The organism is Actinocrinis sp., from assembly GCF_035650855.1.
Classification (GTDB): domain Bacteria; phylum Actinomycetota; class Actinomycetes; order Streptomycetales; family Catenulisporaceae; genus Actinocrinis.
Genome location: NZ_DASRGV010000086.1, coordinates 1 through 23,702, shown reverse-complemented (window position 1 = coordinate 23,702; position 23,702 = coordinate 1). Strand labels below are relative to the sequence as shown.

General features: G+C 71.2%; 24 protein-coding genes. 12 read left to right on the top strand and 12 right to left on the bottom strand.

The genetic code is table 11. From position 1 onward, the window contains the following. Positions 1 to 16 precede the first annotated feature (16 nt). A complete protein-coding gene (locus VFB40_RS07080; RefSeq protein ID WP_324848488.1) occupies positions 17 to 1,480 on the bottom strand; it encodes a glycosyltransferase 87 family protein in 1,464 nt (487 codons plus the stop codon). Between the two features lie 138 nt (positions 1,481 to 1,618). Between VFB40_RS07080 and VFB40_RS07075 the strand changes: the two genes are divergently transcribed. Then, positions 1,619 to 2,398, top strand: coding sequence for a YaaA family protein (locus VFB40_RS07075; protein WP_324848487.1), 780 nt, complete (start codon positions 1,619 to 1,621; stop codon positions 2,396 to 2,398). A 20-nt stretch (positions 2,399 to 2,418) separates the two neighbouring features. Here VFB40_RS07075 and VFB40_RS07070 read toward each other — a convergent pair whose 3' ends face one another. Genes VFB40_RS07070 through VFB40_RS07060 form a run of 3 tightly spaced genes read right to left on the bottom strand, consistent with a single transcriptional unit; the run spans position 2,419 to position 5,373 of the window. After that, on the bottom strand, positions 2,419 to 3,660 hold the full coding sequence (locus tag VFB40_RS07070) for a bifunctional RNase H/acid phosphatase (protein WP_324848486.1): 1,242 nt from the start codon (positions 3,658 to 3,660) through the stop codon (positions 2,419 to 2,421). A 5-nt stretch (positions 3,661 to 3,665) separates the two neighbouring features. Continuing rightward, entirely contained in the window at positions 3,666 to 4,406 is a 741-nt protein-coding gene (locus VFB40_RS07065; RefSeq protein ID WP_349261374.1) for a zinc ribbon domain-containing protein, read from the bottom strand. Between the two features lie 28 nt (positions 4,407 to 4,434). Next, entirely contained in the window at positions 4,435 to 5,373 is a 939-nt protein-coding gene (locus VFB40_RS07060; protein ID WP_324848484.1) for a Nif3-like dinuclear metal center hexameric protein, read from the bottom strand. 63 nt (positions 5,374 to 5,436) lie between these two features. Between VFB40_RS07060 and mug the strand changes: the two genes are divergently transcribed. Beyond that, positions 5,437 to 6,006 (top strand): G/U mismatch-specific DNA glycosylase, encoded by a 570-nt coding sequence (gene mug, locus VFB40_RS07055; protein ID WP_349261373.1) that lies wholly within the window; start codon positions 5,437 to 5,439, stop codon positions 6,004 to 6,006. Between the two features lie 36 nt (positions 6,007 to 6,042). Here the strand turns inward: mug and VFB40_RS07050 are convergent, their stop codons facing one another. After that, positions 6,043 to 7,122 carry a Zn-dependent alcohol dehydrogenase gene (locus VFB40_RS07050; protein ID WP_324848482.1) on the bottom strand — a complete coding sequence of 360 codons (1,080 nt, stop codon included), beginning with the start codon at positions 7,120 to 7,122 and terminating at the stop codon, positions 6,043 to 6,045. Positions 7,123 to 7,227: 105 nt separating this feature from the next. On the opposite strand from VFB40_RS07050, the gene VFB40_RS07045 reads away from it, so the two are divergent. The 5 genes from VFB40_RS07045 (at position 7,228) to VFB40_RS07025 (ending at position 11,516) form a co-directional block, all read left to right on the top strand. Next, entirely contained in the window at positions 7,228 to 7,662 is a 435-nt protein-coding gene (locus VFB40_RS07045; RefSeq protein WP_324848481.1) for a MarR family winged helix-turn-helix transcriptional regulator, read from the top strand. Positions 7,663 to 7,783: 121 nt separating this feature from the next. Continuing rightward, the gene (gene tsaA, locus VFB40_RS07040; protein ID WP_324848480.1) at positions 7,784 to 8,218 is read left to right on the top strand and encodes a tRNA (N6-threonylcarbamoyladenosine(37)-N6)-methyltransferase TrmO; all 435 of its coding nucleotides are present in this window, start codon (positions 7,784 to 7,786) and stop codon (positions 8,216 to 8,218) included. A 132-nt stretch (positions 8,219 to 8,350) separates the two neighbouring features. After that, positions 8,351 to 9,730, top strand: a complete 1,380-nt coding sequence (locus VFB40_RS07035) for a glycosyltransferase family 4 protein (RefSeq protein WP_349261372.1) — start codon at positions 8,351 to 8,353, stop codon at positions 9,728 to 9,730. Further along, the gene (locus tag VFB40_RS07030) at positions 9,724 to 10,437 is read left to right on the top strand and encodes a class I SAM-dependent methyltransferase (RefSeq protein ID WP_324848478.1); all 714 of its coding nucleotides are present in this window, start codon (positions 9,724 to 9,726) and stop codon (positions 10,435 to 10,437) included. The genes VFB40_RS07035 and VFB40_RS07030 overlap by 7 nt, the downstream gene beginning before the upstream one ends. Then, positions 10,434 to 11,516 (top strand): prenyltransferase, encoded by a 1,083-nt coding sequence (locus VFB40_RS07025; protein WP_324848477.1) that lies wholly within the window; start codon positions 10,434 to 10,436, stop codon positions 11,514 to 11,516. The genes VFB40_RS07030 and VFB40_RS07025 overlap by 4 nt, the downstream gene beginning before the upstream one ends. A 93-nt stretch (positions 11,517 to 11,609) precedes the next feature. Here the strand turns inward: VFB40_RS07025 and VFB40_RS07020 are convergent, their stop codons facing one another. Then, positions 11,610 to 12,464, bottom strand: a complete 855-nt coding sequence (locus tag VFB40_RS07020; RefSeq protein ID WP_324848476.1) for a Sco1979 family transcriptional regulator — start codon at positions 12,462 to 12,464, stop codon at positions 11,610 to 11,612. A gap of 430 nt (positions 12,465 to 12,894) precedes the next feature. Here VFB40_RS07020 and VFB40_RS07015 point away from each other — a divergent pair, with 430 nt between their 5' ends. From VFB40_RS07015 to VFB40_RS07005, 3 genes are all read left to right on the top strand, one after another. Then, positions 12,895 to 13,356 carry an ATP-binding protein gene (locus tag VFB40_RS07015; protein WP_324848475.1) on the top strand — a complete coding sequence of 154 codons (462 nt, stop codon included), beginning with the start codon at positions 12,895 to 12,897 and terminating at the stop codon, positions 13,354 to 13,356. Between the two features lie 573 nt (positions 13,357 to 13,929). Then, the gene (locus VFB40_RS07010) at positions 13,930 to 14,169 is read left to right on the top strand and encodes a DUF397 domain-containing protein (RefSeq protein WP_324848474.1); all 240 of its coding nucleotides are present in this window, start codon (positions 13,930 to 13,932) and stop codon (positions 14,167 to 14,169) included. Between the two features lie 418 nt (positions 14,170 to 14,587). Continuing rightward, positions 14,588 to 15,433, top strand: coding sequence for an SAM-dependent methyltransferase (locus VFB40_RS07005; protein ID WP_324848473.1), 846 nt, complete (start codon positions 14,588 to 14,590; stop codon positions 15,431 to 15,433). 21 nt (positions 15,434 to 15,454) lie between these two features. Here the strand turns inward: VFB40_RS07005 and VFB40_RS07000 are convergent, their stop codons facing one another. Next, complete coding sequence (locus VFB40_RS07000) at positions 15,455 to 16,126, bottom strand: class I SAM-dependent methyltransferase (RefSeq protein WP_324848472.1); 672 nt, start codon at positions 16,124 to 16,126, stop codon at positions 15,455 to 15,457. Between the two features lie 36 nt (positions 16,127 to 16,162). Between VFB40_RS07000 and VFB40_RS06995 the strand changes: the two genes are divergently transcribed. Then, positions 16,163 to 16,780, top strand: a complete 618-nt coding sequence (locus tag VFB40_RS06995; protein WP_324848471.1) for a histidine phosphatase family protein — start codon at positions 16,163 to 16,165, stop codon at positions 16,778 to 16,780. A 150-nt stretch (positions 16,781 to 16,930) separates the two neighbouring features. Beyond that, the gene (locus VFB40_RS06990) at positions 16,931 to 17,578 is read left to right on the top strand and encodes a L,D-transpeptidase (protein WP_324848470.1); all 648 of its coding nucleotides are present in this window, start codon (positions 16,931 to 16,933) and stop codon (positions 17,576 to 17,578) included. Between the two features lie 40 nt (positions 17,579 to 17,618). On the opposite strand, the gene VFB40_RS06985 is transcribed toward VFB40_RS06990, so the two are convergent. The 5 genes from VFB40_RS06985 to VFB40_RS06965 all read right to left on the bottom strand — a co-directional run. After that, positions 17,619 to 19,139, bottom strand: coding sequence for a hypothetical protein (locus VFB40_RS06985; protein ID WP_324848469.1), 1,521 nt, complete (start codon positions 19,137 to 19,139; stop codon positions 17,619 to 17,621). A gap of 303 nt (positions 19,140 to 19,442) precedes the next feature. Beyond that, positions 19,443 to 20,909, bottom strand: a complete 1,467-nt coding sequence (locus VFB40_RS06980; protein ID WP_324848468.1) for a carboxyl transferase domain-containing protein — start codon at positions 20,907 to 20,909, stop codon at positions 19,443 to 19,445. An 82-nt stretch (positions 20,910 to 20,991) separates the two neighbouring features. Continuing rightward, the gene (gene fabF / locus VFB40_RS06975) at positions 20,992 to 22,269 is read right to left on the bottom strand and encodes a beta-ketoacyl-ACP synthase II (protein ID WP_324848467.1); all 1,278 of its coding nucleotides are present in this window, start codon (positions 22,267 to 22,269) and stop codon (positions 20,992 to 20,994) included. 174 nt (positions 22,270 to 22,443) lie between these two features. Next, the gene (locus VFB40_RS06970) at positions 22,444 to 22,689 is read right to left on the bottom strand and encodes an acyl carrier protein (RefSeq protein ID WP_324839004.1); all 246 of its coding nucleotides are present in this window, start codon (positions 22,687 to 22,689) and stop codon (positions 22,444 to 22,446) included. Positions 22,690 to 22,796: 107 nt separating this feature from the next. Further along, the coding region (locus VFB40_RS06965) for a beta-ketoacyl-ACP synthase III (RefSeq protein ID WP_324848466.1) at positions 22,797 to 23,702 on the bottom strand (906 nt) is incomplete at its 5' end.

Sequence of the window (23,702 nt, the reverse complement as noted above, 5' to 3'; positions counted from 1 at the left end):
CAGCGTAGCGGCTAGATCAAGCCGATGCAGCTTCTGCCGTTCCCGCGGGCTGGTGTGCCGCGGTGCTCACGGCGTGAGCGGCCTCGGTCTCTTGCGCCGCGACGCTCTCCTGCCCCTTGCGCGCGACGGCCCCTTCCTGCTCCTTCTCCCCGACTTCCCCGACCTCTCCGGCCTCGCCTGCGGTCGCCCCCGGACCGTCGGCGGACGCGTCCGAGACCGGCGCCGCGGTGCGGTTGCGCCACGGCAGGAACGGTCCGGTCACCGTGTCGCGCCACAGGTCGATGAAGCCGATCGCCGCGGCGGCCAGCAGCAGGGCGTCGCGCAGGGTGACCGCCAGGATGGCGCTGAGGTGGAAGTGGATCAGCGAGGTGAAGTTGTACGGGAAGATCCACTGCGTGATCGGCAGCGACACCAGGATCAGCAGCGCGCTGCGCCGCTGCGAGGTGTCTTTCGACAGCAGGCAGAAGGCCGCGGTGGCCAGCAGCCAGATGAGGTACTGCGGGCTGATCACCCGACTGGTGACGATCATCAGCAGCGTGGCGACCAGCGTCGCGTCGGCGACCACCGTCGGCCGCCACTGCTTGCGCCACCACCACCAGGCCAGCAGCGCGAAGACCAGCACCGTGGAGGCGATCGCGACCTTCCCGGCGAAGCCCGCGCCGGTCCCGAGCACTTCGAGCGAGCCGTAGTGGCCGTGGATCCGGCCGTGCCAGACGCCCGCACGCCTGGCCAGCAGGAACGGCACCGCCCAGATGCTCTCGATCTCGATGCCGCGGTGGCCCTGGGTGTGCAGGAACCAGGAGCCGTTACGGAAGGCGAACATGCACGTCAGCGTCACGGCGATGGCGGCGAACGCGGCGGTGGCGATGGTCTGCCAGCCGCGCTTGGTGCGCGGAAGGCCGAACACGGTCAGGCCCGGCCAGATCTTGATCGCGGTGCCGATGCCGACCAGCGAGCCGGCGATCCAGCGGCGTCCGTTGAGCTGCTTGCGGCCGTCCGCGGCGCCCGGCACCGGCACGCCCTTGCCGAGAATCGCCAGCGCGGCGACGACGGGCATCGCGGAGAAGACGTCGAAGCGCCCGTAGATGATGGGGCCGAGGAACGGCACGCTCAGGATCCAGAACCAGGGGCCGAGCCAGCTCTCGCGCCGCCGCGCGGTCCACAGCAGCACCAGGATCACGAGCGCGTCCGCGATGAACGCCAACCGGACGAACTCGCCCTGGTAGTCGGCTCCCGGCAGCACCTTCGGCAACAGCAGCAGCGGGCCGACCAGCGGCGGGTACTGCCAGCTGTTGTCGCCCACCGGCAGCGCGCCGTGCTTGAGGGAGCCGTCCACCCAGCGCAGGTAGACCGTGATGTCGCCGATGCTCTTGCGTCCGTACCAGGACCACAGGTGACCGGTGGTCATCAGGTAGAGGGGGATCCGACTCGCGAACCAGCCGAGGACAACGTAGAGAGTCCGGCGGTTCAGCTGCGACATGGGCTGTCGTCTCCCCAGTTTCCTCGGACGCAATCGTACGACTCGGATCGGACCCCGCCGCGTCGACCAGCGGCAGTTTAGAACGTGGGCTAGAGTTCCCCAGGCCGAAAGCTACCCTTGCCGGAGAATCGTTCCAGAATGTTCATCTTCGTACCGCCGTCCGAAGGGAAGGCCGTCCCGACGGACGCGGAACCGGTGATCTCCGGTTCCCTGGTGCTGCCGCGGCTCGCGCCGACCCGGGACGCGCTGGTCACCGCCTTGATCCGGCTGAGCCGCGGCCCGACGGCCGCCGCGCTCGCGGCGCTGGGCCTGAGCGAGGGTCAGCGCGAGGAGCTCGCATACAATCAGATCATTGACAAGGCGCCCGCCGCACCCGCCGCCGACGTGTACCGCGGCGTGTTGTACGAGGCGCTTGACCTGCCCGGATTGCGCACACAGGACCCGGAGGCGTACCGGCGGGCCGAGGACTCAGTGCTTGTATTCTCCGGGCTCTGGGGCGTGCTTCGGCCGTCGGACCGCATTCCCTACTACCGCTGCTCCGCGGGAGTGAAGCTGCCGCGGGTCGGCTCGGTGACCGCGGTCTGGCGCAAGGCGTTGATCGGACCGCTGACAGAGCTCGTCGATGAACATCTCGTGGTCGATCTAAGGTCCACGGCTTACACCGGGATGTGGCGGCCGGCCGCGCGGACCGTGACGGTCCGGGTGATGCACGAGCGGATGGTCGGCGGCGTGCTCAAGCGGTCGGTCGTGAGCCACTTCAACAAGGCCACGAAAGGACGACTGGTGCGGGCCCTGCTGCGCGCCGGCGCCGAGCCGAAGACGCCGGAGGAGTTCGCGGACGCCTTGCGCGACCTCGGGTTCCGGGTGGAGCCCGGCGCGGCACCCGGCTCGTTCGACGTCGTCGTGGCGGAGATCTGACGGTGTCTACGGATCGGCGCCTATAGATAGAGGTGTGCTGTGTCGTTGATGCAGCGCACGTTGGTCACGCCATCGCCGTAGTAATCGATCACGCTGAGCGAGGCCGCGGCCAGCTCCATCCGGTGGACCGAGTCCAGCGGCGCGCCGAGGGCCTGGCACAGCAGCGTCTTGATCGGCGTGACATGTGTGACGATCAGCACGGTCTTGCGGGGAAACCGGGCCAGGGCCTGGTCCCGGGCGACCGCCGCTCGGGCCGCCACCTGTTCGATGGACTCCCCGCCGGGCGCGGGGCTCGCGGTGGAGGCGAGGAAGGCGGCGAGCTGGTCGGGGTACTGCGCGCGGGCCTCGGCGAAGGTCAGTCCCTCGAAGGCCCCGAAGTCCAGCTCCCGGAAGCCTTCCTCCACCCGCGGTTCGATATGGGCGGCTCCGGCGACGGCGAACGCGGTCTGCTGGGTGCGGCGCAGCGGCGAGGTGATGATCGCATCGATGCGGCCGTATCGGGGATCACCGGAGCCGTCGGCGGTGGCGAACCGTCGCGCGGCTGCCCCTGCCTGGGCTAGGCCATCGGGGATCAGTTCCGGATCGCCGCCGAGCCCGGAGAACCGCTTCTCCCCGGTCATTGCAGTCGAGCCATGGCGCAGCAGGAGCAGCCGGGTCGGCAGGCCGAGATCGGCGGAGGCGCCGGCAGCCGGCACCGCCCACGCACTCGCACGGCCGCGATCGGCCTCGGTGTCAGAGGCGGACAGCTGCGCGCCGGAGTGGCCTGACCGATCTGACGGCGCGAGAGCCGCGGTCGCAGCGCTCGCGGCCGGCCCCGAGCCGGCCGGGAGGACCTCGGCGCTCCACACCTCGCCGCGGGCCGCCGCGTCCAGGGCCTGGTTCGCCAGCCGGTCGGCGTGCTTGTTCTGGCTGCGCGGCACCCAGGTGAAGGTCACGCCGTTCGCCGGAAAGAGCCCGCGGGCGCGCTCGGCCAGCGGCTTCATGTCCGGGTGCTTGACCTGCCAGCGGCCCGAGAGCTGCTCCACCACGAGCTTCGAGTCCATCCGGACCTCGACCCGCGCGTGCGGATCGATGCGCGCGGCCGCCTCGAGCCCGGCGATCACGCCGCGGTACTCGGCCACGTTGTTGGTGGCGTGGCCGATCGCCTCGGCCAGCTCGCCGAGCAGTTCGCCGGTGTCGCCGTCGCGGACCACGGCGCCGTAGGAGGCCGCGCCGGGATTGCCCCGCGACGCCCCGTCGGCCTCGACGATCAGGGTGCGCACGGCTGCTACAACCCCGACTCCGCCGTGCGCACCAGGATGCGGCGGCAGGAGTCGTGCCGCAGGACGGTGTCCGGTGCGGCGGCGCGGATCTCGTTGACCTCGGCGATGTCCAGCTCCAGCCGGCAGCCTTCGCAGCGGCGCTGCTTGATCGCCGCGGCCCCTATGCCGCCGTATTGCGCCCGCAGCTTCTCATAGAGCGCGAGCAGATCGGCGGGCAGCTGCGCGGCCAGCAGGTCGCGCTGCGACTTGGCGAAGGCGAGGTCCTTGTCCACCGCGGCCCGCTCCTCGGCCAGCGTGGTGGTCACCCGCGCGAGGTCCGCCTCGGCCTCGTCGCGCTGCTTGGTCAGCTCGGCGGTGCGCGCGTCCGCGGCCTCGACCCGCTCCATCACCTCGAGCACGATGTCTTCGAGGTCTGACTGCCGCTTGGCCAGCGACTCCAGCTCGCTTTGCAGGTTGGACAGCTCCTTGGCGCCGACCGAGCCGGAGTCCAGCAGCTTGCGGTCCCGTTCCGCACGGCTGCGCACCTGGTCCACGTCCGCCTCGGCCTTGCGCTGCTCGCGGGCCAGGTCGGACTGCGCGGTGGTGGAGGCGACGAGCAGGTCGCGCAGCTGTCCGGCCCGGGTCTCCAGCGCGGCGTGCTCGGCCAGCTGCGGGAGGGTGCGGCGGCGATGTGCCAGCTGGTCCAGCTTGGAGTCCAACGCCTGAAGGTCGAGCAGTCGCTGCTGGTCGGCGGGCGCGGCTTGCACAGCTGGCACCTCTTCCTGGTCCTCGTCTTCACTTCTGCGGCGCGTGCGACGTCCAGGGGTCGGTGACCAGCTGGGACACGCGGATCTCAACGGTACCGCGCTCCGGACCCCCTTCACGCTCCCGGTCGCTGTCGCGCCCGCGGTGCTCACGGATTTCGCCAAGCCCCGCGGTCAGCAGCGCGGCGGCATCGGAAAGCCACGGCCATTCACTGGCCCAGTGCGCCACGTCGAGGAGGGCGGGACCGGTGCCCGGCGCGGCGAAGTCACCGGCCTCGAGCGCTTCGGAGGCAGCGTGGTGACGCAGGTCGGCGGTGACATACGCGTCGGCCCCGGCCGCGCGCACCGCCGCGAGCAGCTCGCGGTCGTCCCCGGCTCCGCCGCAGACGGCAACGAGGCGGATGGTCCGCTCCGGGTCGCCGGCCACCCGCACCCCGCCGTTGGTCGGCGGCAGCGCCAGCGCGACGCGCTGGGCGAACGCGCGCAGCGATTCGGGCTCGGACAGCACGCCGAAGCGGCCGAGGCCGCGCCCGGAACCCGAGCCGCGGCCCGCCGAGCCGTTCGGCGCGACGCCCTCACCGGCCGCGGGCAGGATCGGTCCGATCACCGAAAGGTCGAGGGCTCGGGCGAGCGCGTCGGAGACGCCGGGGCTCGCCACGTCCGCGTTGGTGTGCGCGGTCAGCAGTGCGACACCATTGCTGATCAGGCGGTGCACCGCGCGGCCCTTGAAGCTGGTCGCCGCGACGCCGTGCACCGGCTTGAGCAGCAGCGGATGGTGCGTGACCAGCAGGTCCGCGCCCCAGGTGATCGCCTCTTCGACTACCGCGTCCACTGGATCGACCGCGAACAACACCTTGTGCACCTGGGCCGCCGGGTCGCCGCACACCAGCCCGACCGCGTCCCAGGACTCGGCCCAGCGCGGATCGTAGGCGGCGTCCAGAATCCCGACCACGTCGGCGAGCGTTGGCATGGAGGAATGCTACGGTGCGGCGATGTGACCTCCCAGCCCGAAACCCCGACAACCGTGCCGCCGATCGCGGACAGCGCCGCCCGACGCGTCCGGCCGACCCCGCAGCAGCTGGCCGCGGCGCAGGCGAAGACGATCCCTGACGTACTCGGCCCGAATCTTCGAGTGCTGTTCTGCGGGATCAACCCGGGCCTGTGGTCGGCGGCGATCGGCAAGCACTTCGCGAACCCGGGCAACCGGTTCTGGCCCGCGCTGCACGCCTCCGGATTCACCCCGCGGCTGCTGGGCCCGTGGCAGCAGGAAGAACTGCTCGACCTCGGCCTCGGCCTGAGCAACGTGGCGTCGAGGGCGTCGGCGCGCGCCGACGAGCTGGGGCCGGAGGAGCTGCGGATCGGCGGCGCGATCCTGGCCGCAAAGGTCGCCGAATACCGGCCGCGCTGGGTGGCCATCCTCGGGATAGGCGCCTACCGGACCGCGTTCGGCCGCAAGGACGCGACGATCGGCCCGCAGCCCGTGAAGATCGCCGACAGCAGGCTGTGGGTGCTGCCCAACCCGAGCGGCCTCAACGCGCACTGGACCGCGGCGACGCTGGCCGCGGAGTTCGCCAAGCTGCGCGCCGCCGCGGACGAGGGCTGACTTACGTACTGAGGGCGGGCGGCTCGGAGCGGCCAATCAGAACTCGATGATCGAGCGGATGCCCTCTCCCGCGCGCATCTGGTCAAGGGCTTCGTCGACGCGCTCGACCGGCAGCCGCGCTGTGATCATCGATTCCAGGTCGAGCCGTCCGGTGCGCCACAGGCGGACCAGACGTCCGTATTCGACGCGCACGTCCGCGCCGCCGTACCAGGTGGGCAGGATGCGCTTGCTGTCGTAGAAGAGTTCTGCCATCGAGAACGAGACCTGATCGTCCCGCGCTCCCGCGCCGACGACGACTACGGCGCCGCCGCGGCGGGTCAAGTCATAGGCCTGACGAACCAGGCCGCCACGGCCTACGCACTCGAATACGTAGTCGAAGCCGCGCTTCCCGGTCAGTTCCTCGCGCGCCGCTCGTGCGTCTTCCGGGGCGACTGCCCGGGTGGCGCCGAATCGCGCGACCAGTTCGCGCTTGGCTTCGCTCGGGTCGATCGCGACGATGTCCGCGGCACCGGCGATGCGCGCGCCCTGGATCGCCGCGATGCCCACTCCCCCGCAGCCGATGACCGCGACCGTGGATCCGGGCTCGACCCGCGCGGTGTTCAGCGCCGCGCCGACGCCGGTTGTCACGCCGCAGCCGATCAGCGCCGCGACGTCGAAGGGCACGTCCTTCGCGACCGGAACGGCACACTGCCAGGGCAGCACGACCTCCTGCGCCCAGGTGCCCGTGCCGCACATGCCATACAGCGGCGCGCCGTCGACGGCGAAGTTGGCGGTCAGCGCAGTCTTGGCGAACAACTCAGTGCACAGATTCCCCTCGCCGCTCAGGCAGTCGGCGCATCTGCCGCAGGGCGGTACCCAGCACACGATGACGTGATCGCCGGTACTCAACCCCGGTACCTGTTCGCCGACCTCGACGACCTCGCCGGCGCCCTCATGTCCGAGCACGAACGGCTTCTTGTTCGGCAGCACGCCGGCCATCGCGGACAGGTCGGAATGGCACACCCCGCTGGCCCGAATCCGGACCCTCACATCACCGGACCCGACCTCGCGCGTCACCACGTCGTCGCGCACCTCTGTGCGTTCTTGCCCGCCCTTCCGCACCAGCGCCGCCCGCATCACGACCACCTCTCCGCCCGGCCTGTCCCCGCCCGAAGGACTGTACTGACCGGACCCGGGGTTTGAAATATTTCATCTGCTTAACCTTCCGGGTACCATGGATTCATGCGGCGTGATCCGATAACCCGTGAGGTCGTAGACCTGATCGCCGACATGTCGACCCGGTTCCACGACGAATACGAGGCCGCGGCCGCGGCTCACGACCTCACCGGCGTGCAGGCCAAACTGTTGGGCGTGGTCGCGGACCACCCGGTGCCGATGAACCAGATCGCGACGGTGCTCAAATGTGAGCCGTCCAACATCACCGGCCTGGTCGACCGGCTGGCGGCGCGGGGCCTTGTGACGCGGCAGCCGAGCCCGACCGATCGGCGGGTCAAGCTGGTCGCCGCGACCGCGGTCGGTGCGGAGGTGAGCGGGAAGGTCTGGGCGAACCTGGACTTCGCCGCCGAGCCGCTGGCCGCGCTCAGTGACGACGAGCGCCGCACGCTGCGTGACCTGCTGCGGCGTATACAAGCGGGCGTCGCGGCGCCCGTCGGCTGAGGCCGCGTTCCGGCTCCGGCCCGCCGCACCGCACCGCACCGCACGACTGTCGCCCGCGGGCCGCCGCACCCGGTCAGGAACCGAGAAGCACGGCCGCCACCGATTGCGTACCGTGGCGGCCATGGATGCGGCTTCCACCGACGAGGCAGCGCAGTTCTCCGTCCGGCCCGTCGGCCGAGTCCGGTCTCCACTCAAGCGCCGCGAGGACGCGCCGAGGCAGGGCGACGAGGGCGCCCCCGAGGCGTGGCTCGACTTCGCACCTGAGTTCGCCCGTGCGGCTCAAGAGTTGCGGGCGGATACCGATGTGCTGGTGCTCACCTGGCTGGACCAGGCGCGGCGCGACGTGCTGGCGGTACACCCGCGCGGAGAGACCGACCGGCCGGAGACCGGGGTGTTCAGCACCCGCTCGCCGGACCGGCCGAACCCGATCGGGCTGCATCGGGTGCGTATCGCGGAGGTGGCCGGGCTGAGCCTCCGGGTGCACGACCTGGAAGCTCTCGACGGTACGCCGGTTATCGACGTCAAGCCGGTGCTCGGCGGCCCTGAGGAGCGGTGATCCGCGATCGGGGTGGCACGCCCCGAGTTGTTACTGCCTGGTAGCATAATCCGCCCGTAGTAGCATTCACTTTTCGCGGCGGCACCCAGGGAGTCGGACGTGGATCAGGTCGGGCAGTCCGGCGCCCGGAGCGTGGCGAACGCGCAGGCAGCGCAGGGTTCGCTGCGTATCGCGCTGCTGTGTTACCGCGGCAATCCATTCTCCGGCGGCCAAGGGGTTTACGTACGCAACCTCTCCCGCGAGCTGGCCGCACTCGGCCACCGGGTAGAGGTCCTCGCCGGCCAGCCGTATCCGATCCTCGACGAGGGCGTCGGCTTCACCCCGGTGCCCAGCCTCGACCTCTACCGCGAGCCGGACCCCTTCCGCACGCCGCGGCCCGGCGAGTACCGGGACCTGATCGATCTGCTGGAAGTCGGCACGATGTGGACCGCCGGCTTCCCCGAGCCGCGCACCTTCTCGCTGCGGGCCGCACGCCTGCTGGCCGCGCGCCACGGCGAGTTCGACGTGGTGCACGACAACCAGTGCCTCGGCACCGGCCTGCTGCGGCTGCCCCGGCTCGGCTTCCCGACCCTCGCCACCGTGCACCACCCGGTCCAAGTCGACCGGGGGCTGGAGCTGGCCGAGGCGCGCGGTTTCCGCCGGATCTCGCTGCGCCGCTGGTACGGCTTCACGCGCATGCAGGCCCGGGTGGCCCGCCGGCTGCCCGAGATCATCACGGTGTCCTCGTCCTCGGCGGCGCAGATCACCGAATACCTCGGGGTACCGCCTGAGCGCATCACCACGATCCCGATCGGCACGGACGTCGAGCGCTTCTCGCCCTCGCCCGCCGTGGCGAAGGTGCCCGGCCGGATCGTGACCACGGCCAGCGCGGACTCGCCGCTCAAGGGGCTGGCAGTGCTCGTAGAAGCGTTCGCGAAGGTACGCGCCGAGCACGATCACGCGCAGCTCGTCGTGGTCGGCGCCGCGAAGGAGGGCGGCGCGGTCAGCCGGGCGATCGAACGCTACGGCCTTGAGCCCTACATCCGGTTCGTCTCCGGGATCAGCGAGGACGAGCTGATCGAGCTGCTGCGTTCCGCCGAAGCCGCCTGCGTGCCCTCCATCTACGAGGGCTTTTCACTTCCCGCCGTCGAGGCCATGGCCGTCGGGCTGCCGCTGGTCTCCACGACCGGCGGCGCGATCCCCGAGGTGGCCGGGGCCGACGGCGAGACCACGCTCGCCGTGCCGCCGGGCGACGCGCCGGCGCTGGCCGCGGCGTTGACCCGCGTGCTCGGCGACGCGCAGCTGCGCGCCCGGCTCGGCGCGGCCGCCCGTGAGCGTGCCGCGTCCCGGTTCACCTGGCGTGCGGCCGCCGTGGCCACGGCCGAGCGCTATCAGGTACACATTGACGCGCGGCGCGGCGGCGGCGCATCGCAGAGCCCGGATCACGCGCTCGGCGACGGCCGCCTCTCAGAACACGGGTTCGCAGACGCCGAGCTCGAGAAGCTCGCACAGGAAGGCTCCCCCGCATGCTGACCGTCGATTTCGACCGGTTCCCGGTCGGGCCGGGCGACCGGGTGCTTGACCTGGGCTGCGGCGGTGGACGGCACGCGTTCGCCCTGCTGCGCAAGGGGGCGGACGTCGTCGCGCTCGACTATTCGCTCGCTGAGATCGAGTCGGTCAACGCCATGTTCGCGGCGATGCGCGCGCAGGGCGAGGTTCCGGCGGACGCGCGAGCGGTGGCGGTCCGCGGGGACGCGTACCGGCTCCCATTCCCCGACGATTCGTTCGACGTGGTCGTCGCCGCGGAAGTCCTCGAACACTTACATGACGACGCGCGTGCCTTCGCCGAGTTGCGCAGGGTCCTGAAACCCGGCGGCCGGATCGCGGTGACCGTCCCGCGCTGGTTCCCCGAGAAGGTCTGCTGGGCGCTGTCCGACGCCTACCACGAGGTGGAGGGCGGCCACGTCCGGATCTACCAGCGCAGCCAGGTGCTGCGCAGGCTCAAGTCCGAGCGCCTGCGCCCCTACGCCATGCACCACGCGCACGCGCTGCACTCGCCGTATTGGTGGCTCAAGTGCGCGCTCGGCGTGGACAACGAGAAGGCCGCGCCGGTCCGGCTGTATCACAAGCTGCTGGTATGGGACATCATGAAGGCGCCGAAGCTGACCCGCGTCGGCGAGGCGATGCTCAATCCGGTGCTCGGCAAGAGCCTGGTCGTCTACGCCGTCAAGAGCGCATGACGGCCGCGCAGCTGATCGCGGCCGGGCTGCTCGACGCGCCCGGCATAGCCAGGACCGTCGGTGGCATCAGGGCCCTGCAGCGGCCGGACGGCGCCATTCCGTGGTTCGCCGGGGACAAGCTCGACCCGTGGGACCACGTCGAGTCCGCGATGGCCCTGGACGCCGCGGGCGAACACGAGGCGGCGCGCCGCGCGTATCTGTGGCTGGCCCGGACGCAGAACGCTGACGGTTCCTGGTTCGCGAACTACGCTGATACGCCTGAGGGCGTATCAGTGGCCGCAGTCACCGACAAGACGCGCGAGACGAACTTCAGTGCGTATCCCGCGGTCGGCGTCTACCACCACTACCTCGCCACCGCGGATCGCCGCTTCCTGGCCGAGCTGTGGCCGACCGTCGTCGCAGCCATCGAATTCGTGCTGCGGCACCAGCGCGCCGACGGCGCGATCCGCTGGAACCCGGACGGCGACGAGGCGCTGCTGAGCGGGTGCAGCTCGATGTACCAGGCGCTGCGATGCGCCGTCGCCACCGCGACCGCGCTCGGCGAGAACCAGCCCGGGTGGGAACTGGCCCTCTCCCGGCTCGGCCACGCGCTCACGGTGCACCCCGAGCGGTTCACGCCGAAAGAGCGCTACTCGATGGACTGGTACTACCCGGTCCTCGGCACGGTGCTGCGCGACGAGGCGGCCCGGCGGCGTATCGACGAGGACTGGGACAGGTTCGTCGTCCCGTCATTGGGCGTCCGCTGTGTGGACGACCATCCGTGGGTGACCGGAGGCGAGAGCTGCGAGCTGGCGATCGCGCTGTGGGCGGTCGGCCGGGAGCGGCAGGCACGCCGACTGCTGGCCGATATCAGCACGCAGCTGCGCGACGAGGAAGACGGGATGTACTGGACCGGCTACGTGTTCGCCGACCTAGCGATCTGGCCGCAGGAGAAGACCTCGTGGACAGCCGGCTCGATGCTGCTCGCGCTGGCCGCGCTCGGCGGCGAGCCGGCGACGCGCGCGGTCTTCGGCGGCGAGGCCCTGCCGATGCCGCTGCCGGTCGAGTGCGTCGCCGAGTCCTGCGTTTCAGCGCGCTGATTCGATGGGGGCGCGCGACGGCGCCAGACGGCCCCCACACGGCAGCACAGGGCCGAACGGCGCGCGGCCGAGTCCGGCCGCGAGCCCACCGAATCAGGGGTTGAGCAACGCCTTCAGGGCTTCCAGCGTCGCCTCGGGATGCAGCGCGTCCACGGAGATCCGGTCCATCGCCCGCGCATACTGCTCCACGTCCTCCGGCCGCTCGATGTACTGCGCGCCGGTCAGGTGCTCGAGGTAGACCACGTCCGGCAGGTCGGCCTCGGCGAACCGCAGCAGCGTGAAGGCGCCGCCCTCGGCCGCGTGCGCGCCCACCGAGTACGGCAGCAGCTGGATCGTGATGTTCGGCCGCTCCGCCTGCTCGATCAGGTAGGCGATCTGAGCCTTCATCACCTCGGGCCCGCCGATCGGGCGGCGCAGCGCCGCCTCGTCCAGCACCACCCACAGGATCGGCGCGTCGTCCCGCTCGAGCGCGGCCTGCCGTCGCTGGCGCAGCTCGATCCGGCGCCTGAGGTCGGTCGTGCTCTGCGCCCGGTTCGAGGAGAGCACAGCGTCGACGTACTGCGGGCACTGCAACAGTCCGGGCACGAACTGCACCTCGTAGGTGCGCACGACCGAGGCCGCCGACTCCAGGCCGATGAAGGCCTCGAACCAGGACGGCAGCACCTCGCTGAAGCTGTGCCACCAGCCCTGCGCGTTCGCCTCGCGCACCAGGTCGAGCACCTGGTCGCGCTCCTTGCCGTCCAGCACGCCGTAGAAGGTCAGCAGGTCCTCGACGTCCCGCTCCTTGAACGAGACCTTTCCGGTCTCCAGGCGGCTGATCTTCGACTCGGTGGCCCGGATGTGGTAGCCGGCCTCACGCATCGAGATGTTCTTGGACTCACGCAGCCGCCGTAGCAGGGATCCGAGGAGTATGCGGCGCACCGTCGAGCTGTCGCCGACTCCGTCCATCCGCTCCCTCTCCCCGTCCGGGGCCGTACGGGCGCTGCCGCGCGGCGTCTGTTCTACCGGTTCCCGCTGCTCTCACGGCCGGGCGAGGTGTAGCGCCCGACGGCGCGGACGCGGCGTCGCGGCGTCCGGCGTGGAGCCAGTCTGCCACCGTCCCCCGGAGAATTGAAGTTCTCTTCGAGCAACAGGGCGTGACAAGACGTCACTCGGCGCTACGATGCACTTGCATCGGCATTCGCTACGTTTGCAGTTGCATCGGCTCTTGCTAAATCCCAAGAATGGGCGAATGCTGATTCACACCGAGCGTGTGCCGCACCCACCGGAGCGCGAACGGAGTACCGCCACACCGTGTACTACCAGCGAGCAAGCCGAGAACGGCAGGCACCACCAGCACAGTCGTCGCCTCATCCGCCTCGACCCCACGGACGCCCATATGTCCATCGCAACCTCCATGCAGTCTGAGTCCACGCGCGCCGACGAGGATCGGCCGGGGGAACCGGTACGCAGTGCCGGCCTCGACCTTCCCGCGTCGCCGCAGTCGGCCGGCACGGCCCGCAGGTTCGCCACCGCCGCGCTGGCCGAGTGGCGGCTCGCCGCCCTCGCCGACGACGTGGACCTGGTGATCTCCGAGCTGATCACGAACGCGCTGCTGCACGCTCGCGGGGACCGGCGGGCGGCCGCCGGCGCCGGGATCAGGCTCGACCTCGAGTACGACGGCAGGGCCGTGACCTGCCGCGTCGCGGACGGAAGCCCGCTGCCTCCGACCCCGGAGCAGGCCGGGGACACCGCCGAGTCCGGCCGTGGCCTGCTGCTGGTGGACGCGCTGTCCGCCGCCTGGGGCTGGTCCCACGAGCCGACCGGAAAGGTCGTCTGGGCGCGCTTCGACGTGCAGTGACGCCACCGCGTCGAAGCACTCGCAGAGCACGAACGTTCAAGCACCACAGCAGGCACGAGGCGTACCTGCCTCGTTTCGAGTGAACTGAGCCGCCGCGCAATCGGGCTTGCCGGCGGCACTCTCGTATCCAGGCGCCCGCGCCGCGGCTCCTTCTCGAGTTCCCCAGCGCGATCCAGGGAGCCCGGCCGATCGACCGGGCATCTGCAAATGCGGCCGCATCGGTAGGCGCGGCAAGATCGCTGAAACACCGTCAGAAGATCGACTCTGGGCCGTTCCCCCGCGTGGGAAGGGCCTTCTTGACGTGCGCCAGGATTCGCCAGGGGCGGAACCATGAAGATTTCCAGATTTTTTGCGGATGCACGTGCATCAGCACTCGCATCCGCAGTATCTTCTGCATGGGACGTACCGTGTGAGCCATCAGACGCTCCCGCACCTACAGCGTGTCCGGGACCGGCGCGCGACGGCTCTAGTCCCCCGGCGGACGTTCCTACATCCCCCACATCCCGCCGCGGCCGGAACCATCAGCCCTGACGGGTCCACCCACCGAAGCGGAACCTGAATCCGGGAGCGAAGATGACCATTCCCACCCCCTACAACGGAATTCCGGCGACCGACCTGGTCGGCGCCGCCTGGCGCAAGAGCAGCCACAGCAACTCGCAGGGCAACTGCGTCGAGTTCGCCGAGCTCGCGGACGGCTCGGTCGCGGTGCGCAACTCGAGGTTCCCCGACGGGCCGGCGCTGGTGTACACCCGCGCTGAAATCAGTGCCCTGCTGGCCGGCGCCAAGGACGGCGAGTTCGACGACCTGGCCTGATCGGGGCACCCGCCTGCATTCGGCGGGTCGGCCTCCGGTCGGCGTTCGGCGGCCGTGACCGCCGCGAAGCGGGAGCGACGCCGAAGGCCGGACGGCAGCGAGAGCAGTGGAAAAAAGCAGTCCCGGTAATGCGCGAACTGCGATGAGACGACGCGGGCCGGCCTCGGTCCCCCACCCCGGGCCCGCCCTGCCGTCGGGCCCCGCCGCGGCTGACTAGCCGTCAGGCGCGGCGGGGTCGACGACGGTGAAATCAGTGCTCAGACGATCTCGGGCGACCGCCGGCACTGAGACGGGCCATCGGAATGGCCCAAAAGGTACCGTGATACAGCCGCGCGGCGTACCCTTCTCAGGAAGAGCCGACAAGGGTCGGCGGCGCGGAGATCTGAAGCGGCGGCGGACGGATCGGGGAGGCGGCAGGATGGTGGACGGGCACACGCCCTGGGACCAGGAGCTCGCCTCCAATTGGGAACCGCCGCAGATCGACACCTCGGTCCCGCACCCCAACCGGATGTTCAACTACCTGATCGGCGGCAAGGACCACTTCAAGGCCGACAGGGACGCCGCAGAGGCGCTGATCAAGGCCCGTCCGGACACCGTCATCACCGCGCGCGCCGCCGAGGCGTTCACCCGCCGCGCCGTGCGCAAGCTGGCCGAGCACGGCATCCGCCAGTTCCTCCAGATGGGCGCCGCGATCACCATCGCCAACAGCAACGACCAGGCGGCCGGCGAGAGCGCCCCGGACACCCGCACCTTCGTGTACGTGGCCGACGACCCGATCTCGCTGGCCCACGCCAGGGCCCTGTTGGTCGGCCGGCCAGGACCGCCGGTCACCGTGATCGGCGGCAACTTCCGCGAGCCGCAGGACATCCTCTCCCGCCCCGGCCTGATCGGGAAGCTCGACTTCGACCAGCCGGTCGGCCTGCTGCTGTTCGGGATGCTCGATTACATCGCCTCGGACCGGCGGGCCAGGCGCGCGCTCGACTACCTGATGCAGCGGGTCGCGCCGGACAGCATGGCAGCCCTCTTCCACGTGGTCGAGGTCGAGTCAGAGGAAGTCAACAACGCCCTGGACAAGACGCTGGCGCAGGACCAGATCGAGCTGACCCCGCGCACCGCGCAGCATGTGCACGAACTGGTGGACGGCTACGAGTTCATCGATCCCGGCCTGGTGCCGATCACCAACTGGCACCCGGACGGCACCGGCCCCGGCCCGGAGCTGGCCGAGCGCACCGCGGCCATCGGCGGCGTCATCATCAAGCGCTAGGACGCGCCGAACGCGGGCGCGTCACAGCCGGCGCAGCACCCTGAGCGAGCCGGTGCCGCTCAAATCCGGATCCTCCGCGAACCATCCGGACTCCAGCGCGCGCCGATAGATTCGGAACGGTGCCTGTCCCCCGTCCGCCGGATCGGGAAAGACGTCGTGGATGGCCAGTAAGCCGCCCGGAGCCACCAGGGGCGCCCAACCGGCGTAATCCGCCTGCGCGGCTTCATCCGTGTGCCCGCCGTCGATGAACACGAATCCGAGCGGGGTGCTCCACAGCGCGGCCACCTCGGGCGAGCGTCCGACGATGAGGATGACGTCGCGCTCGACCCCGGCGCGGGCCAGCGTCCGGCGCGCGCCCGGCAGCGTGTCGAGCAGCCCGACCTCGGGGTCGACCAGGCCGGGATCGTGGTACTCCCAGCCCGGCTGGTGTTCCTCGGAGCCGCGGTGGTGGTCCACGGTGAGCAGCTTGCGGCCGTGCGCCCGGGCCGCCGCGGCCAGCAGGATGGCGGATTTCCCGAGATACGTGCCGACCTCCACCAGCGGCCCCACCAGCGCGCCGGCCAGCGCCGCGGCGTACAGCGCCCGCGCCTCGTCCTGCGGCATGAAGCCGGTCGCCTCGGTGAACGCGGCCCACACCCGCTCGTCGATGGCGCGGGCTTCGGCGAGCGGTCCGCTCCCGTTCGTCTCTTCCATGCGGCCCATCCTGCCAGGGAGCGCTAGCGTTGCAGTATGGGAGAGATCATCCTGCTGCGGCACGGCGAGACCGAATGGTCGAAGAGCGGACGGCACACCGGGCGCACGGATGTGCCGCTGACCGCCGAGGGCGAGGCGCGGGCGCGGATGGCCGGAAAAGCTTTGTCCGGGCGGGACATCGTCGCGGCCTGGTCCAGTCCGGCGACGCGGGCGCGGCGCACGGCGGAGTTGGCCGGGCTGCCGGTCCAGGGCGTCGACCCGGACCTGTGGGAGTGGGACTACGGCGGCTACGAGGGCCGCACCACCAAGGACATCCAGCAGGAGCGGCCCGGCTGGTACCTCTGGTCTGACGGGGTGATCCCCGGTGGGCCGGACGGTCCCCCGGGCGAGAGCGCGGATCAGGTCGGCGAGCGCTGCGACCGGGTGATCGAGCGAGTCAAGCCCCTGGTGCTGCCCGGCTCGCCGGACGCGCACGACGGCGACGTGGCCCTGGTCGCGCACGGGCACGTGCTGCGGATCCTGGCCGCGCGCTGGCTCGGCCTTCCGGCGGCGGCCGGGGCGTACTTCATCCTCGGCACGGCGGCGATCTGCGCGCTCGGATTCGAGCACGCACGCCCCGGCATCGTGCTGTGGAATCAGAACACCTGCGTCTAGCCGCGTCGGTTTCTCGGCGCGGCTCTGTTTCAGCACAGGGTCATAACGGCCGCAACCTGCGCGGTTCCCGAGTCGTCTTGAAGTTGCCACAGCGAAGAGCATTGCCATAGCCGTGGGGGCGGACGGTCCGAGAGAAGTGGGTGGTGCCAGTTGCGACGAATATCCCGTGTCCTGGCCAAGTCCGGCGCGGCGCTCGCCCTCGCGGGCGTCACCGCCGGTTGCGCGGCCCAGGCCAACGCGTCCCCGGCCGCTGAGGCCAAACCGCTGACGGCCACGTCGGCGAACTCCCCTTCACCCGCGGCCGCGGCGCCCTCGCCCTCGCCCTCGTCGGCGCCCGCGACCAGCGCGGCGCCCCAGACGGCGCCGAGCACGGCCAAGCAGGCGGTACCGGCCACCGCGCCGTCGACCCGCAGCGCCGCGCCGCCGCAGACGGCCGCCAAGGCCCCCGGCGTTCCGTGTTCCGCGGGCGCCGTAGCCTGCATCGACCTGTCCAGGCAGCTGGCCTGGTTCGTCCGCGACGGGAAGGTCGTGCGCGGTCCGGTGCGCGTCGCGACCGGCCGCTCCGGCTACGGAACGGAAGTCGGCACCTTCCACGTGTACCGCAAGAACCGGATGTGGTACTCGACGATCTACAACAACGCCCCGATGCCGTACTCCGTGTTCTTCGACGGCGGCGAGGCCTTCCACGAGGGCTCGGTGTACGTGCGCTCACACGGCTGCGTGCACCTGAGCGCGGGCAACGCCGCGTGGGTCTTCGGCTTCCTGCACATCGGCGACGAGGTACAGGTGGTCTGGTAGCGCGGGCCGCAGTTCCAGGACCCGGCCCCAACCGGCCGGGTCAGCTGGACCGGGTGTTCTTCAGGTGGTGGCCGAGGTAGCCCACGATGACGCAGCCCGTCGGGCCGTTCGTGTCGTCGAGATAATGCAGCCGCGGCGCCACCTGGCCCGAACTGCCGATCTTTATGTGCGCCCAGAACTCGGTGTACCCGGACTCTGACACGGTGCGCGGCACCCGGAACCGGCGCTGCTCGGCCATCCGCGGGTCCTGCCTGACCGTGTCAGACTCCTGCGCCGCGACCTGGGTGGCCGGGTAGATGCGGCCGCCGTGCCGCGAGTCCTCGCAGTACATCCGGAACCCGCCGCCGTCCCAGCCGCCCGCGCGGCGCAGCGCGACATACGCGTCGAGGGCGGCCAGCGCCTCACGGGCCTTGGCGGCGAAGGTGGCCGCGTCCTTGTGCTGGCCGAGCGCCCGCATCGGGCCCTCCTCGGCGGTGACCAGCAGGTTGGGGAAGTCGCCGAAGGAGTCGATGAGCAGGTCGAACGGGCTCGGCTCCGGCTCCGCGGCGGTGACCACGCCGGCGGCGTCTGCCTCCCCGACCACCTGCGCGCCCGCGGCGCCGGACCCGTTCAGGCCGCAGGGTTGCAGATCCCGGATGATCCTGCGCTGGCGCGCTTCGTCCGCGCGCTGCTGCTCGTTCGCCCGGAACAGCGCGTCGCCCACGTCGGCGAGCGGTTCGGGCAGCGGGGCCGCGGCGGTGGCCTGCCGGATGCGGTGGGTCAGGATCGCCTGGACGGCGTCCATCTCGTAGTCGAGCCGGTCGCCCTTGAGCACCGGGTGCCGCTCGCCGTCCTCGCGCGAGGCCGGGTCCACCAGCGGATGGAAGGTGCGCAGCGCGGCCGTTGTCCAGTGGTATTCGAACTCGTTGTTGAGCTTGTGGCCGGCCTCGTCGTCGAGCAGGTAGAGCGAGGCGATGCCGTGCAGGTACCTGGTCGCCTCGGCGAAGCGGTCCCGCCACTGCTCCAGGTCGTCGCCGTCGGCGGGCACCGCCACCACCGCGGGCATCCGCCGCCCGGGATCGCATAACACGTTGATCAGATCGTCCACGGCGCGCGCGGTGATCGTCTGCGGGCAGGTGGTCAGCCGGGCCGGGCCGTCGGTGGCGGTCACCGCCTCAAGCACCAGGCCGGTCAGGTCGGGTGTGCGCACCCGCTCGTCTATCGGCGTGGAGGGATCCGAACCGCGCGCCGACACCTCGATGAGGAAGTAGCCGTGCTCGCGCAATTCCTTGTCGGCCCGCCGGGAGAGCGAGACGAAAGTCAGCGAGGTGTACCAGTGCACGCCCGCGCGCGGCGCCTCTTTGAGTCGGTAACGCACCGCCTTGAACCGCCCGGACTCGGCGGCCTCGGTCTGCGTCAGCACGGCGCCGTTGCCGACCCGGTAGCGTCCCGGCACGGCGTCGAATTCGGCGTCGAATCCCTCGCGGGCCAGCCAGCGGGCCATCCGGTCGGCGGCGATTTCGGGGCCGCGGTTGGCTTCCTTCCAGTCCACGCCGAACACCGACCGGTATCCGATCCACACCGGGCATCCCTCCCTTCGCCGTGCCGCAGGTCCGACTAACCGCGCATGATCCTTCCCGACTCGATAGGTACATACCCGATGACGCAAGGGGAACGCCATCCAACAACCAGACTACGGTCCGGAATGTCAGAAGCACCCGGGCTTGTGGTTCACTCGTTCGAGGGATGGACGCACGCGGGGGCACGTCGGAACGAGCGTGCTAATCCGAAAAGGGACGAACCGGGACCGCGGCACGGCGCCGCCCCGGTTCGCTGAATTCGACCACTTATAAATCACTGGCTGGCACGCGGCTTTTCCGCGCGATCAGAGCGGAATGTTTCCGTGCTGCCCCCGGCGCTGCGGGGCGGCGGCGATCGCGGCGGCCAGCGCGCGGCGGGTCGCGGTCGGCTCGACCACCTCGTCCACGACGCCGATCTGCACGGCCTTGTCCAGCCCGCCGGCCACCCGCGTGTGCTCGGCGGCCAGTTCGAGCTCAAGCCGCGGGCGCACGTCCTCGGCCACCTCGGCCAGCTTGCGCCGGTGCAGCACCCGCACCGCCGCGACCGCGCCCATCACCGCCACCTCGGCCGTCGGCCAGGCGAAGACGCGGGTGGCGCCGAGCGCGCGCGAGTTCATCGCGATGTACGCGCCGCCGTAAGTCTTGCGGGTGACCAGGGTGACCCGCGGCACGACCGCCTCGGCGAACGCGTGCAGCAACTTCGCGCCGCGGCGCACCACGCCGTCCCACTCCTGGCCGACGCCGGGAAGGTAGCCCGGTACGTCCACAAGGACCACCAGCGGAACTCCGAAAGCGTCACACATCCGCACGAAGCGCGCGGCCTTCTCCGCGGAGGCCGAGTCGAGGCAGCCGCCGAGCCGCAGCGGGTTGTTCGCGATGACGCCGACCGTGCGGCCCCCGAACCGGCCGAGGGTGGTGACGATGTTCGGCGCCCACTTCGGGTGCAGCTCCACGCCGGAGCCGTCCAGCACGCCGTTGACCAGCGGGTGCACGTCGTAGGCGCGCTTGGGCGACTCGGGCAGCAGCCCGGCCAGGTCCCGCTCGGTGATCGAGTCCAGGTCCATGGTCCGCTGGTCGCCAAGCAGCGAGGCCAGCCGCCGGGTGTTGGCGAAGGCGTCCTCGTCGCTGCTCGTGACCACGTGCACCACGCCGGAGCGGCGGCCGTGCGGCTCGGGCCCGCCGAGCCGGTCCATGTCCACCGCCTCGCCGGTGACCGAGCGCACGACCTCAGGGCCGGTGACGAACACCCGCCCGGCCGGGCCGAGCACCACGATGTCGGTGAGCGCGGGTCCGTACGCGGCGCCGCCGGCCGCCGGTCCGAGCACGAGCGAGATCTGCGGGATCTTGCCCGAGGCGCGGGTCTGCATGGCGAAGACCTGCCCGACCGCGTGCAGCGAGAGCACGCCCTCGGCCAGGCGCGCGCCGCCCGAGTGCAGCAGCCCGATCACCGGAACGCCGTCGGCCAGCGCCTTCTCGTAGGCGACCAGGATCGCCTTGCAGCCAAGGTCGCCCATCGCGCCGCCCTGGACGGTCGGGTCCGAGGCGTAGGCGCACGCCCGGGTTCCCTCGATCAGGCCCTGCGCGGCCACGAAACCGGAGTCGTCGAACGGGGTGAGCAGCTCGACCGTGCCCGAGTCGAACAGCTTGGCCAGCCGCTTGAGCGGGTTGCGCGGGTCGTCCTCGCGGGACGGCTTCGCGGGCTTGGCAGGGTCGGCCGCCTTGGGGGTGCCGGCGGGTGCGGGCTTCTCGGAGGTGTCTACGACAGCGGTCATGGTGGACGGCTCTCCTAAAAGTGCCGGTGCCTTGGAAGGGACGGCCAGCTTCGGGCGGCTCGGTTCCTGCGCGGGCCGATCGTCAGACGCGGCGCAGCGCGAGCACCACGTTGTGTCCGCCGAAGCCGAAGGAGTTGTTGAGCGCCACCGCGGGGCCCGCGCTCGTCTCGGCCGGCAGCGGGCGCGGCTCGACCCGCACGATGTCCAGGTTCACCTCGTTGTCGAGGTCGTCGACGTTGATCGTCGGCGGGGCGAGCAGCTCGCGCAGCGCCAGGACCGAGAACACCGTCTCCACGCCGCCGGCGCCGCCGAGCAGGTGCCCGGTCATCGACTTGGTGGCGGAGATGGCCACGTTCTCGGCCGCCTCGCCGAGCACCGCGCGCAGCGCGACGAGTTCGGCGACGTCGCCGAGCGGGGTCGAGGTGGCGTGCGCGTTGAGGTGCACGATCTGCGCCGGGTCGATCCGGCCGTCGGCCAGGGCGTGGCGCAGCGCGGCGCTGATGCCGCGTCCGGTCGGCTCGGGCTGGGCGATGTCGTGCGAGTCGGCGGACAGGCCGACCGCGGCCAGCTCCGCGTATACCCGCGCACCGCGGGCCGCCGCGTGCTCGGCGGATTCGAGCACGATGATGCCCGCGCCCTCGCCGAGGACGAAGCCGTCGCGGGCCTTGTCGTACGGGCGGGAGGCGCGCTGCGGCTCGTCGTTGTTCTTCGACATCGCCATCATGTTGGCGAAGCCGGCGATCGGCAGCGGGTGGATCGGGGCCTCGGTGCCGCCGGCCACCACGATGTCGGCGCGGCCGGTGCGGATCATCTCCAGCGCGTAGCCGACCGCCTCTGAACCTGTGGCGCAGGCCGAGACCGGGGTGTGCACACCGGCCTGCGCGCCGAACTCCAGGCCCACATACGCGGCCGGGCTGTTCGGCATGAGCATCGGCACGGTGCGCGGGGAGACCTGCCTGGCGCCCTTCTCCTTGAGCACGTCGTAGGCGTCCAGCAGCGTGATCACGCCGCCGATGCCGGAGCCGACCACGGCGCCGAGGCGCTCCGGGTCGACCTGTGCGCCGTCGAGGCCCGCGTCCTTCCAGGCCTCGCGGGCGGCGATCAGCGCGAACTGCGCCGAGCGGTCCAGCCGGCGGCGCTCCACCGGCTTCATCACCTCGCTCGGCTCGACCGCGACGCGGGCCGCGATGCGGACCGGCAGGCCCTCGGCCCACTCCTCGGTCAGCGGCCTGACTCCGGAACGCCCGGCCAGCAGCGCCGCCCAGGACGTGGCCACGTCACCGCCGAGCGGAGTCGTGGCGCCGAGGCCGGTGACCACCACGGTGCGGCGGGGGGCCGCGCTCTCAGTTGACGCCGACAAGTCTGTCCCAATCTGTACGTACGCTGTGACTGCGTTTCGGAAGGCGGAAGCGTGGGGCGGCGACGCCGCCGGACGCTGTACCGCCGGGTCGAGTGCTCGGCCGCTGCGAGGAGCTGACGCGGGGTCAGCCGGGAGTGCCGGGTCGGCCGAGCACCCGGTTGGCCGGGGTCGGCCTCAGCTGCTGTGCGCGAGGATGTAGCTGACCGCGTCGCCGACGGTGTTGAGGTTCTTGACCTCGTCGTCCGGGATCTTCACGTCGAACTTCTCCTCGGCGGCGACCACGACCTCGACCATGGTCAGCGAGTCGACGTCCAGGTCGCCGGTGAACGACTTGTCCAGCTGGACCTCGCTCTCCTCGATCCCGGCCACTTCGTTCACGATCTCGGCGAGGCCCGCGAGGACTTCTTCCTGGGTAGCCATTTTCCGGTTTCCTTACCTGCTCGGATTCTGTTACTGCATCGGGTGGACTGCGGGGCGCGAAGCGGGTGCCGCGCGCCCGGGGTTCATCAAACCAGGGCAGCGTACATTTACGGCAACACGACGACTTGCGCGGCGTACACCAGTCCGGCGCCGAAGCCGATCAGCAGCGCGGCGCCGCCGTGCGGGGCCTCGCCCTCCTCCAGCATCCGCTCCATCGCCAGCGGGATGGAAGCCGCGGAGGTGTTGCCCTGGGTCGCGATGTCGCGGGCGACCGGCACGTGCTCCGGCAGCTTGAGCGCCTTGATCATCGCGTCGGTGATCCGCATGTTCGCCTGGTGCGGGATGAACGCGTCGAGCTGGTCGGCGGTGATCCCGGCCCGCTCGAGCGCCTTCTTCGCGACCGGGACCATCTGGTAGGAGGCCCAGCGGAAGACCTGCTGGCCGGACATGCGCAGCGCCGGGAAGCCGAGGTCGGGCTGGTGGCGCAGCGCGTCCCAGGAGAAGGTCTGGCCGATCGCGTCGAGCTGGCCGCCGTCCGCGCCCCACACCACCGGGCCGATGCCGGGGGTCTGCGACGGGCCGACCACCGCGGCGCCCGCGCCGTCGCCGAAGATGAACGCGGTGGAGCGGTCGTTCATGTCGGTCAGGTCGCTCAGCCGCTCGACCCCGATGACCAGGACGTACTCGGCCGAGCCGCCGCGGATCATGTCCTGCGCGAGGGCCAGGCCGTGGCAGAAGCCGGCGCAGGCCGCGGAGATGTCGAAGGCCGCGGCGTTTATCGCGCCGAGCTGGTTGGCCACGTCGGCGGCGAGCGAAGGGGTCTGCGACAGGTGCGTGACGGTGGAGATGACCACGCAGCCGATGCGCTCCGGCTCGATCCCGGCGGAGGCCAGCGCCTTGCCGGCCGCGGCCAGGGACATCACGCCGACGGTCTCCTCGGCGGTGGCCCAGCGCCGCTCCTGGATGCCGGTGCGGGTCCTGATCCACTCGTCGGAGGAGTCGATCAGCTGGCA

Coding starts and splice junctions, on each gene's coding strand:
- VFB40_RS07080 (WP_324848488.1), bottom strand. CDS start 1,480: ATGTCGCAGCTGAACCGCCGGACTCTCTACGTTGTCCTCGGCTGGTTC.
- VFB40_RS07075 (WP_324848487.1), top strand. CDS start 1,619: ATGTTCATCTTCGTACCGCCGTCCGAAGGGAAGGCCGTCCCGACGGAC.
- VFB40_RS07060 (WP_324848484.1), bottom strand. CDS start 5,373: ATGCCAACGCTCGCCGACGTGGTCGGGATTCTGGACGCCGCCTACGAT.
- VFB40_RS07050 (WP_324848482.1), bottom strand. CDS start 7,122: ATGCGGGCGGCGCTGGTGCGGAAGGGCGGGCAAGAACGCACAGAGGTG.
- VFB40_RS07045 (WP_324848481.1), top strand. CDS start 7,228: ATGCGGCGTGATCCGATAACCCGTGAGGTCGTAGACCTGATCGCCGAC.
- tsaA (WP_324848480.1), top strand. CDS start 7,784: ATGGATGCGGCTTCCACCGACGAGGCAGCGCAGTTCTCCGTCCGGCCC.
- VFB40_RS07030 (WP_324848478.1), top strand. CDS start 9,724: ATGCTGACCGTCGATTTCGACCGGTTCCCGGTCGGGCCGGGCGACCGG.
- VFB40_RS07025 (WP_324848477.1), top strand. CDS start 10,434: ATGACGGCCGCGCAGCTGATCGCGGCCGGGCTGCTCGACGCGCCCGGC.
- VFB40_RS07020 (WP_324848476.1), bottom strand. CDS start 12,464: ATGGACGGAGTCGGCGACAGCTCGACGGTGCGCCGCATACTCCTCGGA.
- VFB40_RS07015 (WP_324848475.1), top strand. CDS start 12,895: ATGTCCATCGCAACCTCCATGCAGTCTGAGTCCACGCGCGCCGACGAG.
- VFB40_RS07010 (WP_324848474.1), top strand. CDS start 13,930: ATGACCATTCCCACCCCCTACAACGGAATTCCGGCGACCGACCTGGTC.
- VFB40_RS07005 (WP_324848473.1), top strand. CDS start 14,588: ATGGTGGACGGGCACACGCCCTGGGACCAGGAGCTCGCCTCCAATTGG.
- VFB40_RS07000 (WP_324848472.1), bottom strand. CDS start 16,126: ATGGAAGAGACGAACGGGAGCGGACCGCTCGCCGAAGCCCGCGCCATC.
- VFB40_RS06995 (WP_324848471.1), top strand. CDS start 16,163: ATGGGAGAGATCATCCTGCTGCGGCACGGCGAGACCGAATGGTCGAAG.
- VFB40_RS06980 (WP_324848468.1), bottom strand. CDS start 20,909: ATGACCGCTGTCGTAGACACCTCCGAGAAGCCCGCACCCGCCGGCACC.
- VFB40_RS06970 (WP_324839004.1), bottom strand. CDS start 22,689: ATGGCTACCCAGGAAGAAGTCCTCGCGGGCCTCGCCGAGATCGTGAAC.